The sequence below is a fragment of the Massilia orientalis genome, from assembly GCF_030411975.2.
Classification (GTDB): domain Bacteria; phylum Pseudomonadota; class Gammaproteobacteria; order Burkholderiales; family Burkholderiaceae_D; genus Telluria; species Telluria orientalis.
Map to the genome: position 1 here is coordinate 41,704 of NZ_JASNRB020000007.1, position 13,528 is coordinate 55,231.

Sequence of the window (13,528 nt, forward strand, 5' to 3'; positions counted from 1 at the left end):
TCCTCTCGCCACTTCGGCCGCTCCGTGACCGTAAGTGGCGAGTTTTTAGCGTCTTCGGATGTACCAGTTTCGGGCCTCTAGCTCATGCCTGGTTAGAGCAGCGGACTCATAATCCGTTGGTGCCCGGTTCGACTCCGGGGAGGCCTACCACAAATCCACAATGAATCAGGGGCTTGCGCGACATCCGCCAAGCCCCTGATTTTTTGGTCTCAATGCCCCAGCAGCATCTTCGCCACCGGTAACCACGCCGGCCACAGATACAGGCTGACGTGCGTGACTTGCCAGCCGAAACTCCAGACCACGCCCATCACGTAGGCCGGATGCAACCGCCCGCGGGTCAGCAGGTCGTGCACACCGATACCGAGCGCGAGCACGTCGTTGGTCAGGTGCAGGATCAGGAACGTCGCCCAGAAACTCTGCCCCCAATAGCCGAACGGATAGGCGGCGCTGATCGTACCGCCCAGCCAGCGCGCAAAGCCCGCTGTGCTCAGTTGCAGGATCGCCAGCATCATCAGGCGCTTGTGTGCCGCTACCCGCTTGCGGAGAACGATGCCCGCCACACTCAGGCCGACGAAACCAATCAAATCGCCGAGTTGCACGCTCAGGAATGCAGGATCGCTGTGCGGCGTGCCGAACTTCAGGTTTTGTATCGTATAAGCCGTCAGCGGGCCGACGATGGCGAGCACGCCCACACCGAATGCCATTGCGATGCCCAGGCGCCGGTGCAGGGCGGGCTTCCCTGCGCGAACGAGCAGGATTTGCGCGGTGAACGCGACCAGCCATGTGGCGAACACGGCGGAATGCACGTGCAGGATCATGGGGTAGGGCGGGTCATTGTTCGCGATATGCTGCGCGATTTCACGACCGAAGCCGAGCAGCATCCCGATCCAGATCAGCGTGATATAGATGAGAAAGAGCGAACCGTCGGCAGGGTGGGTGGGTGCGAATTCCAGGCGTGTCCGTAGCGGTTTGGCGGCTGCATCGGAAAACATCGTGCGTTCTCGTTCAACGAAAGTTGAAAGAGTCTGGCCGACCAGCTGTTCGGGTGGCAATTACAAAAACGCCCAGGAGCGTCAACATTTTTGATGCAACTTATGCATGGGAAATGCGACGCCAGCGCAGCGGCGCCGCGCGTCAGCCGCCGCCCGCGTGCGGCGCGTCCAGTTCGCCGGCGATCGTGGGAATCAGCTCGGATACGGTCGGGTGGATCGCCACCACGTGGGTCAGTTGTCGGCTGGTCATCCCGGCGGCCATCGCAGCCAGCACCATGTGCACGGCCTCGTCGCCGCCGGGGCCGAGGATGGCGGCCCCGAGGATCTCGTCCGTCTGCGCATCCGCGACGATGCGCATCGAGCCCTGGGACTCGCCTTTTTCGACGGCGCGTCCCACGCGCGTCATCGGCCGCTTGCCGACGCGAACGGTGCGGCCCTGCGCCAGCGCCTGTTCCTCCGTCATGCCGACGCGTCCGAGGGGCGGGTCGATATACAGTGCATAGACGGGGACGCGGTCGTTCACCGAGCGCGACTCGCCGTCCAGCAGGTTGGCGGCGACGATCTCGTAGTCGTTATAGGCCGTGTGCGTGAAGGCGCCGCGCCCGTTGCAGTCGCCCAGCGCCCAGATGCCGGGGACGTTCGTCCGCAACTGCTCGTCGACCTCGATATGGCCGTGCGGACCGGTGCAGACGCCCGCCTTGTCGAGGCCCAGGTCGTCCGTGTTCGGCACGCGGCCGGCCGCCACGAGGATGTGGCTGCCGACGGTCTGCTCCTTGCCGCCATGCGTGATCACCGCGCCGCCTTCCGGATGCGGGCGCACCTGGATGCATTCCGCGTCCAGCTTGAACACGATGCCCTCGGCTTCGAGGATGGCGCGGATCTCGTCCGAGACGTCGCTGTCCTCGCGCGGCATGAGGCGCGCGCCGCGTTCCACCACCGTCACCTGCGAACCGAAACGGCGGAACATCTGCGCGAACTCCAGCCCGATGTAGCTGCCGCCGATGACGACCAGGTGGCGCGGCAGTTCGCGCAGCGTCACCATGTCGCTGCTGCTGAGCCAATCGACGTCGCCGAGTCCTTCGATGTTCGACGCGGAAGCGCGGCCGCCCACGTCGATGAAGATCTTGTCCGCCTCCAGCAGCCGGTCGCCGACCCGCACCGTGCGCGCGCTCTCGAAGCGCGCATGGCCGTGGATCAGCGTGCAGCCGGGCAGGCCGGTGATCCAGCGCTCGAGTCCCGCGCGGCTCTTGTCGACGATGGCGCGGGTCCGGTCGTTCACGGCCGCCATGTCGACCACGGGCGCACCCGGGATCGTCACGCCGTATTCGCCGGCCCGCGCGGCCAGGCGGGCGACGCGGGCGCTCGCCACCATCGCCTTGGTGGGCGTGCAGCCGACGTTCACGCAGGTGCCGCCCACGGCACGGCGTTCGATGACGGCGACGGTCATGCCGGCCGTTCCCAGGCGGTTGGCCAGGGCGGAGGCCGCCTGGCCCACGCCGATGATCACTGCGTCGAATCGTTCGGTGACGGCTGGCATTGCTGTTCTCCTTGTCGGCGCCGGCGCGGCTGTCCGGCCGGGTGTTCTATTGTAGGACGTCCGGCCGGGCGGCCGGCACTGGCCGGATTGCGGGGGACGCGTCAGCACCCATACATCTCCGACTGGCACCGCAACCTGGAAACGATCGCTTTCCTGAGCCTGGCCGGCCCCGTCACCTCCACGTCCGGCGCCAGCCGCAGCAACTGGCCGGCCCCGTGCTCGACCGACTCGACCGGAATCCGCAACGCCACCCGCCCATCCCGCCGCCGCGACGGCCGCGCTTCCGCCACGGCACGGGCAACGGCGGCATTCAGGTAGCGCAGATGCTTGAGCCCGGCCGGCGTCGCCAGCACGTCCGCATGGTCCATATACAGCTCGGCCTCGAAGCGCGCGACCGACGCCGCCCAATAACGCGCCAGGTCGAACCGTGCCGGCCGTTTTACGCGCTGCTCCAGCTTCGCCGCGCGTTTCACGTTCGAGATCCGGTACGTGCGCGGCTTGCCGTCCGCCGCGGCGACGAGATACCACGCACCCGCCTTCAGCACGAGCCCCAGCGGATGGACGACCCGCTCGACCTCGTCGCGCCAGCTCTCGTAGTGCATGCCCAGCTGCCTGTCCGTCCAGAGCGCGTCGGCGACGACCGCCAGGCACGGCACCGCATCCGCCTCGCGATACCAGTCGACCGGATCGAGGTGAAAGCGCGACTGCATCTTCTGCGCTTCCGAGCGCGAGGATTCCGGCAGCGACGTCAGCAACTTGAGTTGCGCGCCCTGCAGCGGCTTGTCGAGGCCGAGGTCGGCTGCGGGGCCGGCCAGGCCGCTGAGGAAGACGACTTGCGCTTCGGCCGGCGTCAGGCCGGTGAGTCGCGTGTTCCAGCCGTCGAGCAGGCGGAAGCCGCCGGTGCGGCCGCGCTCCGCGTAGATGGGCACGCCGGCGGCGGTCAGCTGGTCGATGTCGCGGTGCAGCGTGCGCACAGAAATTTCCAGCGCCTCGGCGAGCGCGGCGGCGCTCATGGTGCCGCGTGTCTCGAGCATCATTTGGATGGAAAGCAGGCGGCTGGCGCGCATGGTGCGGCGGAATATATGACATCAGGTGGCAGATATTCTATTCGATACTGCCGGCATCGACATCAACAAGGAGCCCACCATGCCACCGACACATCCCCAGGTTGTCGAACTGCGCCAGTACACGCTGCGCCCACAACAGCGCGATGCGCTGATCGAGCTGTTCGACCGCGAATTCGTCGAGTCCCAGGAAGCGGAAGGCATGGGCGTGATGGGCCAGTTCCGTGACCTGGGCGACCCGGACCGCTTCGTCTGGCTGCGCGGTTTTGCCGACATGCCTTCGCGTGCACGCGGCCTGCAGGGTTTCTACGGCGGTCCGGTCTGGGCGGCCCATCGCGATGCGGCGAACGCGACCATGATCGATTCCGACGACGTCCTGCTGCTGCGCCCGGCGTGGCACGGTGCCGGTCTGGCGCATGATCCCGCGCGCAGGGCAGGGGGCGCGGGCGGCTTGGTCGCCGTCACCGTGTTCACCCTGAACGATGCCGCGAGCCCGGCGCTGCTCGACGTCTGCCGCGAGCGCATGGCGTCCGTTCTGCAAAGCGACGGGGCGCTGGCGCAAGGGTGGTATGTCACCGAACCGAGCCCGAACAATTTCCCGCGGCTGCCCGTGCGTGAAGGTGAGCATGTGCTCGTCAGCGTGGCCGTGTTCAAGGAGCCGATCGGACGGCACGTGACGCCGGCCCTGTCGCAGTGGCTCAAACAGCCGCCCCATTCCATGAAACTTGCGCCGACAGCCCGCTCGGCCATCCATGCATAAGGACCCCGCCATGAACGATTTCGATTTCCTCGTCGGCCACTGGACGGTCCGCCATCGGCGTCTCAAGGAACGCCTCGTCGGATGCACCGAATGGGAAGAGTTTGGCGGGACATGTTCCCTGCGACCGCTGTTGGACGGCCAGGCGAACGTCGACGACAACGTGCTGGAAACGCCGTCAGGCACCTATCGTGCGGCTTCGATCCGCGCCTACGACCCGGCGACGCAGCGATGGTCCATCTGGTGGCTCGACAGCCGCCAGCCCCATGACCTGGGCGTCCCGGTCGTCGGCGCGTTCAAGGATGGCACCGGCACCTTCTTCGCCGCCGACACCCTGAACGGCCAACCGATCCGTGTGCGCTTCCTCTGGACGGACATCACGGCCGCGAGCGCCCGCTGGCAGCAGGCGTTCTCGAGGGATGGCGGCGCGACGTGGGAAACGAATTGGGTCATGAAGTTCGAGCGCGCCGTTTCTTGAACGTTCCGCGCAGCAGGCCGTCCATGCCCCGCCCTTGCCATCGCATCGGTCTTGTTCGGCCATGCGGGACGGTCGGGGTTCGGTGTCGGGACGGTTTTCAGATTGGGGTTATTCCGCGTCAGCAGGACGACATCCAATTTGTTCGCCATTCGCACTAACTGATACCGATTGGCAACACTGCTTTTCAGTTTTATTGCATGCACCTAAACGGTGAGGTATCTTGCTGTATCGCAAGAATCTCTAAGAAACTCACCATGTCGGTGCCCTCCACTGAAACCTCGCTGCAGCCCCTGGTCCGGCTCCTCGGCCATGCCCGCTATGTCTTCGCGGGCTTGTTGCTCATCACGGTCGTCCTGCTCGTATGGCAGCGCTATGGCATGGAAAAGGTTGTCGAGTTGACCGGCGATCACTTTCCGCTGTGGGTAGAGGATGACCGGTCGGGCGGTGGCGCTTCCGTGGCCTCGCTCGAGCGCAAAGGGCAGGACCTCATCGTGCACTGCCATATCGCGTCGAAGAGCGCATGGCCGTACTGCAAGTTGAGTTTCAATTTCCTCAAGGGGGAAAAGGGCATGGACATGTCCCGTTTCGACTTCCTGACCATCGAGGGGCGATATGCCGGGCCGGGGGCGTCGAAATTCGGCCTGGTGCTTGCGGATATCGAAGAAGGGCTGACCCGCCTCGACCAATGGCAAACCTACAAGATCAACCAGATCGATGCGCTCGACCTGCCGCCCGATGGCAAAGTCTTCGTGATACCGATCAAGTGGTTTGGCGTGGCGCAGTGGTGGAAGGACATGACAAAGCCGACGCTGGCGCATTCCGCGGTCAATGTCGACAACGTCGCGCGCGCGGAATTGATGATCAATGGCGGCGGCAAGGAAGGCGAGCACGTCTTCACCCTGCACGCCCTGCGCCTGCACGGCAAGATGATCAGCCGCGACATGCTGCTGATGTGGATCGTGGCCGCATGGGTATCGTGCGCCGTCGGCTGGCTCGCGATCCTCACGCTGTCGCTGCGCTCGCAACTGCGGGACAGCCGGGCGGCCGTCGCGCTGCTCCGGACGGTCAACAAGGCGCTCGAACTCGAAGCGCGTGACCTGGCCGGGCAGGCGCACATCGATCCGCTCACGGGCGTGCTGAACCGGCAAGGCCTGCGTGCCGCGCTGATGAGTACGTCAAGCCTGCTGGCCGATCCGATGGCCGTGATCTTCATCGACATCGACCACTTCAAATCGATCAACGACACGCACGGCCACGACGTGGGCGACGATGTCCTGCGCAAGTTCGCCAACGTCATCGCATCCGGCATCCGTTCGTCCGACCGTCTGGTGCGCTGGGGCGGCGAGGAATTCCTCATCGTCTGTCCGATGACTAATGTGTTCCAGGGACGAATTCTGGCGGAAAACCTGCGCCGTGCGCTGCACCAGCAGGCGTGGCCGGTTGGCCTGCGCGTCACGGCCTCGTTCGGCGTGGCGCAGCATCACGAGCGCGATGAAGTCGGTGTCGTCATCAAGCACGCCGACGAAGAGCTGTATCGCGCCAAGCAGGGCGGCCGCGACCGCGTTTGCGCCTATGTTCCGTCCGACATGATCGCGAACGCCGAGGCGGCCTGACGTCATCGCGTATAACGATCATGTCCACGTCCATCGCCTCGCTTCAGCCGTTAGCCCGTATTGTCGGCTATGCCCGTTACGTGTTCGGCGGACTATTGCTGCTGACGATCGTTCTGCTCACCTGGCAGCGCGTCGGCATGGAGCAGGTGGTCGAGCTGACCGGCGATCATTTCCAAGTCTGGATCGAGGATGATCGCAGCAGCAGCGATGGCGGCGCTTCGGTCGGGTCGATCGAAAAGAATGGGCGCGACCTGGTCGTGCATTGTCATATCGTCCCAAAGTACGGATGGCCATATTGCAAGCTCACGTTCAATCTTCTCAAGGGGAATGTGGGTATGGACATGTCAACGTTCGATTACATGACCATTGACGGACACTATTCCGGAACCGGGAACCCAGGCTTCAGTCTGGCCCTGGCCCAGGTCGAGGAAGGGTTGACGCGGCTCGACCAGTGGGAAACCTTCAAGGTCCACCAGGTCGATAAGCTCGATTTGCCGGCCGACGGCAAGTTGCGGATTCCGCTCAAATGGTTCGCCGTGGCACCCTGGTGGAAGGACATGGCCAAGCCGTCGATGGAACACGCGGCCGTCAATGTCGACAATGTCGCGCGCGTCGAGTTGCTGATCAGGGGCGATGGCAAGGACGGCAAGCACGTGTTCACGTTGCGCCGGCTGCAGTTGCACGGCAAGGTGATCGCCCTGAATACATTGCTGATGGGGCTGGTGAGCGCCTGGGTGCTGTGCGCCGTCGGCTGGCTGGTGGCCGTCACGCTGTCGTTGCGTACGGAATTGAAGGACCGGGAGGCGGCCATCGCCTTGCTCAAGGAGGTCAACAAGGCGCTCGAGCTCGAGGCGCGCGACCTGGCCGGGCAGGCGCACATCGATCCGCTCACGGGCGCGCTGAACCGGCAGGGCCTGCGTGCAGCGCTGATGAGTACGTCGAGCCTGCTGGCCGATCCGATGGCCGTGATCTTCATCGACATCGACCACTTCAAGTCGATCAACGACACGCACGGCCACGACGTGGGCGACGATGTCCTGCGCAAGTTCGCCAACGTCATCGCGTCCGGCATCCGTTCGTCGGACCGCCTCGTGCGCTGGGGCGGCGAGGAATTTCTCATCGTCTGTCCGGTAACCAACGTGCACCAGGGACGGACGCTCGCGGAAAACCTGCGCCGTACGCTGCACCAGCAGGCGTGGCCGGTCGGCCTGCGCGTCACGGCGTCGTTCGGCGTGGCGCAGCACCACGAGCGCGACGCAATCGGCGTCGTCATCAAGCACGCCGACGAGGAATTGTACCGGGCCAAGCGGAGCGGCCGCGACCGCGTGTGCGCCTATACTCCAGGCGAGACGACCGCGCCCGCCGAAGCGGCCTGACGTTACCGCGCGAACTACAGTGCTATGTCGGTCCCGAGCCGCTTGAGGAACTGCGCGATCCATTGCGGATGCGCGGGCCAGGCCGGGGCGGTGACGAGGTTGCCGTCCGTGACGGCCTGGTCGACCGGGATGTCGGCATATTCTCCGCCGGCCATCTTGACCTCCGGCGCGCAGGCGGGATAGGCCGACACGCGCTTGCCGCGGATGACGTCGGCGGCTGCCAGCAGCTGGGCGCCGTGGCAGACGGCGGCGATCGGCTTGTCGGCGTGCGCAAAGCCCCGCACCAGCGCGATCACCTGCGGATCGAGGCGCAGGTATTCCGGCGCGCGGCCGCCCGCGATGACGAGGGCGTCGTAGTCGTCCGCGTTCGCCTCGGCGAAATCGGCATTCAGCGCGAACTGGTGGCCGGGCTTTTCCGTGTAGGTCTGGTCGCCTTCGAAATCGTGGATCGCGGTCTTGACCTTGTCGCCCTTCTTCTTGCCGGGGCAGACGGCATGCACCGTATGGCCTACCGCCAGCAGTGCCTGGAACGGCACCATGGTTTCGTAATCTTCCGCAAAATCGCCGGTCAACAACAGGATCTTTTTCGCTGCCATCGTGTGTTCTCCTTAAGTAGTTCCCTAGGACTTGCCGTGACAAGATACCATCGTCGCGCGGGCGCCGTAAGGCTTGATGTTCGGCACGGTTTGTTGCCGGAATCGGACCCGCAGCAATGGAGCCCTCAATGACCGTGGATGAACTGAAATCGCTCGCCGACGCATCGGCCGCCGTGACGCAGCCGTGCGCCTGCGCCATCGACACCTACCGGGAATGGACGCGCGTACCGGTCGATTTTCCGGAGTCGCAGATGCGCACCGTGGGCACGCTCGTGGCCGACCCGTACGGCGAGCCCACGTTCGCCGAGTACCACCCGGACGGCACCACGAACTGGTCGCCGGAGGCGCCCATCGCGCCGCGCCACTATCCGTACAACCGCGCGCAGGTCGCGCAATGCACCGTGTGCGGGCGCTGCGCGTTGCGCTATGTGGAGGCGGGCGGGTATTACGTGGAGCCGCGGATCCGGTCGCTCGATCCGCGCCTGATCGTGGACGTGCCGGCGCCGGATTGAAAGCGGCTCAGGCCGCCGGCACGCATTCCTCGAGCACGCGCGCACGCAGGGCCGCCAGCGGCAGCGGGCGCGCCAGCAGGTAACCCTGCACGTAGTCGCAGCCCGCCTGGCGCAGCCATTCGAACTGCTCGGGTTCCTCGACGCCCTCGGCGACCACGGTCAGCTTGAAGCCGTGGGCGAGGGCGATCACGGCGCCGGCGATCGTCGTGCCGGACGTGGGCAGCAGGCGGACGAAGCTGCGGTCGATCTTGAGGTGGTTGATCGGGAAGGTCTGCAGGTAGGCGAGCGACGAATAGCCGGTGCCGAAGTCGTCGATCGACAGGCGCACGCCCAGCGCGCGCACGTTGTGCATGAATTCGACGGCGCCGTCCAGGTCTTCCATCAGCATGCTTTCCGTGAGCTCCAGCTCGAGCCGGTCCGCGGGCAGGCCCGTGTGCGCCAGCGTGCTTTCGACGACGCCGATGAAATCCTTGTCGCGCAGCTGGCGCGCGGAGACGTTGACGGCCATGCTGAGCCACATGCCGGTCTGGCGGTACAGCGCGACGGCGTCGCGGCAGGCGCGGTCCAGCACCCACTTGCCGACTTCGACGATCAGGCCGCTTTCCTCGGCGATGGGGATGAATTCCGCCGGCGAGATATACCCCTGGTCCGGATGCGGCCAGCGCAGCAGCGCTTCCACGCCGACCATCTTGCGCGAGCCGCAGGCGTATTGCGGCTGGTAGCACAGTTCCAGCAGGCCGGCCTCGAGGTGGCGGCGCAGGTCGCGTTCCAGGCGCGCGCGCCGCTGCGTGGCGAGGATCATGTCGCGCTCGAACAGGGCCACGTTGTCGCGGCCCTTGCCCTTGGCGCGGTACAGGGCGGCGTCGGCGTTGCTGAGCAGTTCGCTCATCGTGTGCGCGTCGTCCGGGAACACGCAGGCGCCGATGCTGGCCGTGGGCATCACTTCGATCCCCTCGACCTGCAGCGGCTGGCGCAGCGCGGCCACGATGCGCTGGCCCACGCGTTCCAGCTCGGCCGGATCGTCGAGCGGGGCGACGATGACGGCGAATTCGTCGCCGCCGATGCGGCCGATGCGGTCGCTGGCGCGCGCCGTCGCGCGCAGCCGGCTGGCCACCTGTTGCAGCAGGCGGTCGCCGGCGGCGTGGCCGGCCGTGTCGTTGACGACCTTGAAGTTGTCGAGGTCGATCAAGAGCAGGCCGATGCGGCCGCCGTCCTCGGTGCGCATGGCGATTTCGAGCTCCAGCGCCTCATAGGTGCAGCGGCGGTTCGGCAGGTCGGTCACGGTGTCCGTGTAGGCCAGGTGCTTCAGCTGCGATTCGGCGCGGCGCATGCGTGCCTTGGTGCGGCGCGTGAGCATGGACGTCGTCACCAGCGCGCCCAGCGAGGCCAGGGCCAGCAGGGCGCCGTAGCGCAGCAGGCCGTTGCGGATGCCGACCGTGTCGGCCGTCAGCACGACCCGGCCCAGCGCCATGCCGCGGTAGCGGATGGGCCGCGCGACCGAGAGCGGCGTGAACAGCGTCCAGTCGCGCAGCAGCGACGGCATCTCGTCGACGGCGCCGTTGCGGTAGGCGGCGAATTCGACGTCCTGGCGGTCGTACACCGTGGCGGCGGCGAGGAACGACGAGTGACGGAACGAGCGCAGCATCTCGTGCGCCGCGTCCTGGTCGTGGAACATCAAGGTGGCCGCCACGTTGTCGGCGATGATCGCGGCCTGCACGGTGAGGTCGTCGGTGAGGTTACGGCGCAGCGCGACGAACTGGTAAGCGAGCAGGATGCAGCAGGCCACGCCGAGCGCGGCGGCCGCGGCCAGCAGCTGGCCCATGCCGAGCATGCGGCTCAGTTCTCCGGGGCGGCGCGCCGTCGTCGGGTTCATAACACGTTCCTCGCCAGGCGCAGCAGGTGGGAAGAAAAGCGCAGGCCGCTCTTCGCCGCTTCCTGCGTGTCGATGTCGAAGCGGATGTGTTCATCGTCCTCGACGAGCGTGATGGCGGCCTTGCCGCCGGCGCCATCGCGCACGACGAGCACGCCCGCCGACAGCAGCGCCGGCCGCTCCATCGAGCGCGCCAGCACGGCGATGTCGCAGTGCGCGGCTTTCGGATGCGCCAGTTCGGTCACGGTCCAGGGACGGCCGTTGATCGGCTTGCCGTTCAGGGCGCTCAGCGCGGACCACAGCGGATTGTCCGGACTCGCGCATACGAACAGCGGTCCCTTGCCGGCGGCATCCGGCCAGGTCGTGAACATCGCGAAGTTGAAAATGTATGCCGCCTTCAGGTCCTTGCCCTCGACCTGGGCGCGGCAGGCGCCGGCTGCCAGGCCCAGGCCGGCCACGATCGCCAGGAAGGAGAGGGCGCGGAGCATCGTCAGAACCGCCAGTCCAGTTTCGCGGCCAGCGTGCGGCCCTCGCGCGCGAGCGCGGTCTGCACGAAGGCGGGGCCGGCCACGTCGGCATAGCGCTTGCCGGTGGCGTTGTAGGCGCTGAGCGACAGCTCGGTGCGCGGCAGCAGCCGCAGCGCGGAGAGCGTGACGTTGGCGACGCAGTAGCCGCCGGCCGCGCCCTGGTCGGCCAGGCGCCTGCCGCTGCACTGCAGCTCGGCGCCGACGCGGCCGCCGCGCCAGCCCAGCGGCGCCGTGAGGTTGGCCTTGGCCAGGTGGCGCGGCGAATCGACCAGGGGCACGCCGCCGGTGCCGCGTGCCAGCTGCCAGGAATAGCTGGCGCGCAGGCGCACGGCGCCGAAGTCGCGGTCGAGCGCGGCTTCCAGGCCGCGGGCATCGGCATGGTCGATATTGCGGAAGATGAGCATGTCCGTGGCCGGGTCGAGCTGCTGGCTGATCAGGTCGTCCACCGCGTAGCGGAACAGGGACAGCGTGGCGTGGCCGCCGCCTGCCAGGACGTGTTCCAGCACCAGCTCGCGCGTCGCGATCTTTTCCGGGCGCAGGTTAGGGTTGGGGAGCAGGCCACCGGCCATCTCCGGCAGCGCGTAATACATCTCGTAGGCGTTGGCCGCGCGGAAGGCGCTGCCCGCGATCAGCTTGACGGTGTCGCTTGGGGTGGCCTTGTACACGACGGCCACGCGCGGGCTGAAGCGATGCATGTCCGGGTCTTCGCGGTCGTCGTAGCGCACGCCGGCGTTGACGAGGAAGCCGGCCGGCAGGCGGATCTCGTCTTCCACGAACACGGCGCGGCGCATCGCGTCGCGGTGGTCCTGCAGCAGCAATTCGTAGGGCTGCTCGTTGTAGTTGTACTGGTCGCGGTGCGCGTCGCGTCCCAGCTCGGCGCCGATCACGATCTTCTGGCCCGGCAGGTTCGTCAGGGTCGCGTGCGCGCTGGCTTCGTACCAGCGCGCGTGGGCGCCGTCGACGTTCTGGCGGACCACGCCCCCGATGTCCGGATACCAGCCCGGCCCCTCGTAATCGGCCTGGCCCGACTGCAGCTGGACCGCGAGCGCCAGCGCGGGCGCGAGCTGGCGGTTCCATGCGGCGCCGATGATCGTCTGCGTGTCGCGTGTCTGGTTCGGCGCATTGAACACGGCGCCGAAGGATCCGGTCGGGATGCCCTTGGTGCGCGCGACGTGGCTGGCCGACAGCGTCACGCCGCCAAAGCTGCCCTTGACGAGGAAGTTCTGGGCGCGGTCCCAGTCGAGGTGGCGGGCGATGCCGTTGTTGGTCGCGGGGGTGTCGAACTCCGGGTAATACAGGTCGCGGCCCGCGCGGTTGAAGGCGCTGGCGGACAACAGCAGGTCGGCGCCGTTCTGGCCGTGCCAGCCGTAGCTGGTGCGGGCCTTGCGCTCGCCCTGGCCGGCCGCGGTGACGGCGCCCTGGACGCCGGGCAGGCCGCTGCCGTCGCGCGTGACGACGTTGATCACGCCGAACAGCGCGTTCGAGCCGTACACGGCCGAGCCTGGACCGGGCACGAATTCGATGCGCTTGACCATGTCCATGTCGATCAGGCCCCCGGTGCCGATGAGGGCCTGGTCGTACACGGCGTCGTTGACGCGCATGCCGTCGACCAGCAGCAGGAAGCGGCTGTTGTAGTCGCCCGGACGCAGGAAGCCGCGCGCGCCCAGGTACGTGTAGTTGCGGTCGCTCGTCACGTACAGGCCGGGCAGCGTGGCCAGCGCGTCGGCCAGCGTGCGCCAGCCATGGTCGCGGATGTCGGAAGCCGTGAGCACGACCACGGACGACGGTGCGTCGCTGATCGGCTGGGCGAATTTCGATGCGGCCGTCACGACCCGCATCTGCATCAGTTCCTCGAGGGGGATCGTGCTCAGCGTGCGGATGTCGCCGGTTTCCGTGTCGGTCCCGGCGAGCGCGACGGTGGGCCAGGCCAGCACGGCGGTGCAGACGATGACGGACAGGGTGCGTGACGACATGGACGTGGACATGGGATGACAAAGGCCTGCAGTAACGGCCCGTCTTCTGTAAATTGTTTCAAATAATCACATGTCAGTACTATAGAGAAACTTTCGCAGCATGGCATCGAAAAGTTGCATCAAAAAGACAGAATAACGCATTTATGGCAAGCATCATTCCATATTGCACCAAAAATGGACGGTTACACTCGCTTGCAATTGATACTGTTTCACTCTTTCCACATTGGAGCGTG

Annotated in this window: 13 protein-coding genes and 1 tRNA gene; 6 read left to right on the forward strand and 8 right to left on the reverse strand. The window is 66.5% G+C overall.

The features are described from left to right. Positions 1-71 precede the first annotated feature (71 nt). Positions 72-150, forward strand: a tRNA-Ile gene (locus tag QPK29_RS12520). Positions 151-209: 59 nt separating this feature from the next. Here QPK29_RS12520 and QPK29_RS12525 read toward each other — a convergent pair. The 3 genes from QPK29_RS12525 to QPK29_RS12535 all read right to left on the reverse strand — a co-directional run bounded on the left by QPK29_RS12525 (position 210) and on the right by QPK29_RS12535 (position 3,596). Further along, a complete protein-coding gene (locus tag QPK29_RS12525) occupies positions 210-992 on the reverse strand; it encodes a hypothetical protein (protein ID WP_371769001.1) in 783 nt (260 codons plus the stop codon). Between the two features lie 142 nt (positions 993-1,134). Next, positions 1,135-2,529 (reverse strand): FAD-containing oxidoreductase, encoded by a 1,395-nt coding sequence (locus QPK29_RS12530; protein ID WP_371769002.1) that lies wholly within the window; start codon positions 2,527-2,529, stop codon positions 1,135-1,137. Positions 2,530-2,630: 101 nt separating this feature from the next. Beyond that, positions 2,631-3,596, reverse strand: a complete 966-nt coding sequence (locus tag QPK29_RS12535; RefSeq protein ID WP_371769003.1) for a helix-turn-helix transcriptional regulator — start codon at positions 3,594-3,596, stop codon at positions 2,631-2,633. Between the two features lie 79 nt (positions 3,597-3,675). Here QPK29_RS12535 and QPK29_RS12540 point away from each other — a divergent pair, with 79 nt between their 5' ends. The 3 genes from QPK29_RS12540 to QPK29_RS12550 all read left to right on the forward strand — a co-directional run bounded on the left by QPK29_RS12540 (position 3,676) and on the right by QPK29_RS12550 (position 6,441). Next, positions 3,676-4,353 carry an NIPSNAP family protein gene (locus QPK29_RS12540; protein WP_056130200.1) on the forward strand — a complete coding sequence of 226 codons (678 nt, stop codon included), beginning with the start codon at positions 3,676-3,678 and terminating at the stop codon, positions 4,351-4,353. Between the two features lie 10 nt (positions 4,354-4,363). After that, on the forward strand, positions 4,364-4,828 hold the full coding sequence (locus QPK29_RS12545; protein ID WP_229412005.1) for a DUF1579 domain-containing protein: 465 nt from the start codon (positions 4,364-4,366) through the stop codon (positions 4,826-4,828). Between the two features lie 197 nt (positions 4,829-5,025). Next, on the forward strand, positions 5,026-6,441 hold the full coding sequence (locus tag QPK29_RS12550; protein WP_371769004.1) for a GGDEF domain-containing protein: 1,416 nt from the start codon (positions 5,026-5,028) through the stop codon (positions 6,439-6,441). Positions 6,442-6,533: 92 nt separating this feature from the next. Here the strand turns inward: QPK29_RS12550 and QPK29_RS12555 are convergent, their stop codons facing one another. Further along, entirely contained in the window at positions 6,534-6,704 is a 171-nt protein-coding gene (locus QPK29_RS12555; protein WP_371769005.1) for a hypothetical protein, read from the reverse strand. Positions 6,705-6,800: 96 nt separating this feature from the next. On the opposite strand from QPK29_RS12555, the gene QPK29_RS12560 reads away from it, so the two are divergent. Next, positions 6,801-7,817 carry a GGDEF domain-containing protein gene (locus QPK29_RS12560; RefSeq protein WP_371769006.1) on the forward strand — a complete coding sequence of 339 codons (1,017 nt, stop codon included), beginning with the start codon at positions 6,801-6,803 and terminating at the stop codon, positions 7,815-7,817. A 14-nt stretch (positions 7,818-7,831) separates the two neighbouring features. Here QPK29_RS12560 and QPK29_RS12565 read toward each other — a convergent pair whose 3' ends face one another. Continuing rightward, the gene (locus QPK29_RS12565; RefSeq protein ID WP_371769007.1) at positions 7,832-8,413 is read right to left on the reverse strand and encodes a DJ-1/PfpI family protein; all 582 of its coding nucleotides are present in this window, start codon (positions 8,411-8,413) and stop codon (positions 7,832-7,834) included. A 128-nt stretch (positions 8,414-8,541) separates the two neighbouring features. Between QPK29_RS12565 and QPK29_RS12570 the strand changes: the two genes are divergently transcribed. Then, complete coding sequence (locus QPK29_RS12570) at positions 8,542-8,925, forward strand: hypothetical protein (protein WP_082577120.1); 384 nt, start codon at positions 8,542-8,544, stop codon at positions 8,923-8,925. Between the two features lie 7 nt (positions 8,926-8,932). Here the strand turns inward: QPK29_RS12570 and QPK29_RS12575 are convergent, their stop codons facing one another. The 3 genes from QPK29_RS12575 to QPK29_RS12585 are packed head-to-tail and all read right to left on the reverse strand — an operon-like array spanning position 8,933 to position 13,295. Beyond that, positions 8,933-10,798: a putative bifunctional diguanylate cyclase/phosphodiesterase gene (locus QPK29_RS12575; RefSeq protein ID WP_371769008.1), complete on the reverse strand. Its 1,866-nt coding sequence runs from the start codon at positions 10,796-10,798 to the stop codon at positions 8,933-8,935. After that, a complete protein-coding gene (locus tag QPK29_RS12580; protein ID WP_160409372.1) occupies positions 10,795-11,283 on the reverse strand; it encodes a YfiR family protein in 489 nt (162 codons plus the stop codon). The genes QPK29_RS12575 and QPK29_RS12580 overlap by 4 nt, the downstream gene beginning before the upstream one ends. A 2-nt stretch (positions 11,284-11,285) precedes the next feature. Then, entirely contained in the window at positions 11,286-13,295 is a 2,010-nt protein-coding gene (locus tag QPK29_RS12585) for a TonB-dependent receptor plug domain-containing protein (protein ID WP_400189763.1), read from the reverse strand. Positions 13,296-13,528 lie beyond the last annotated feature (233 nt).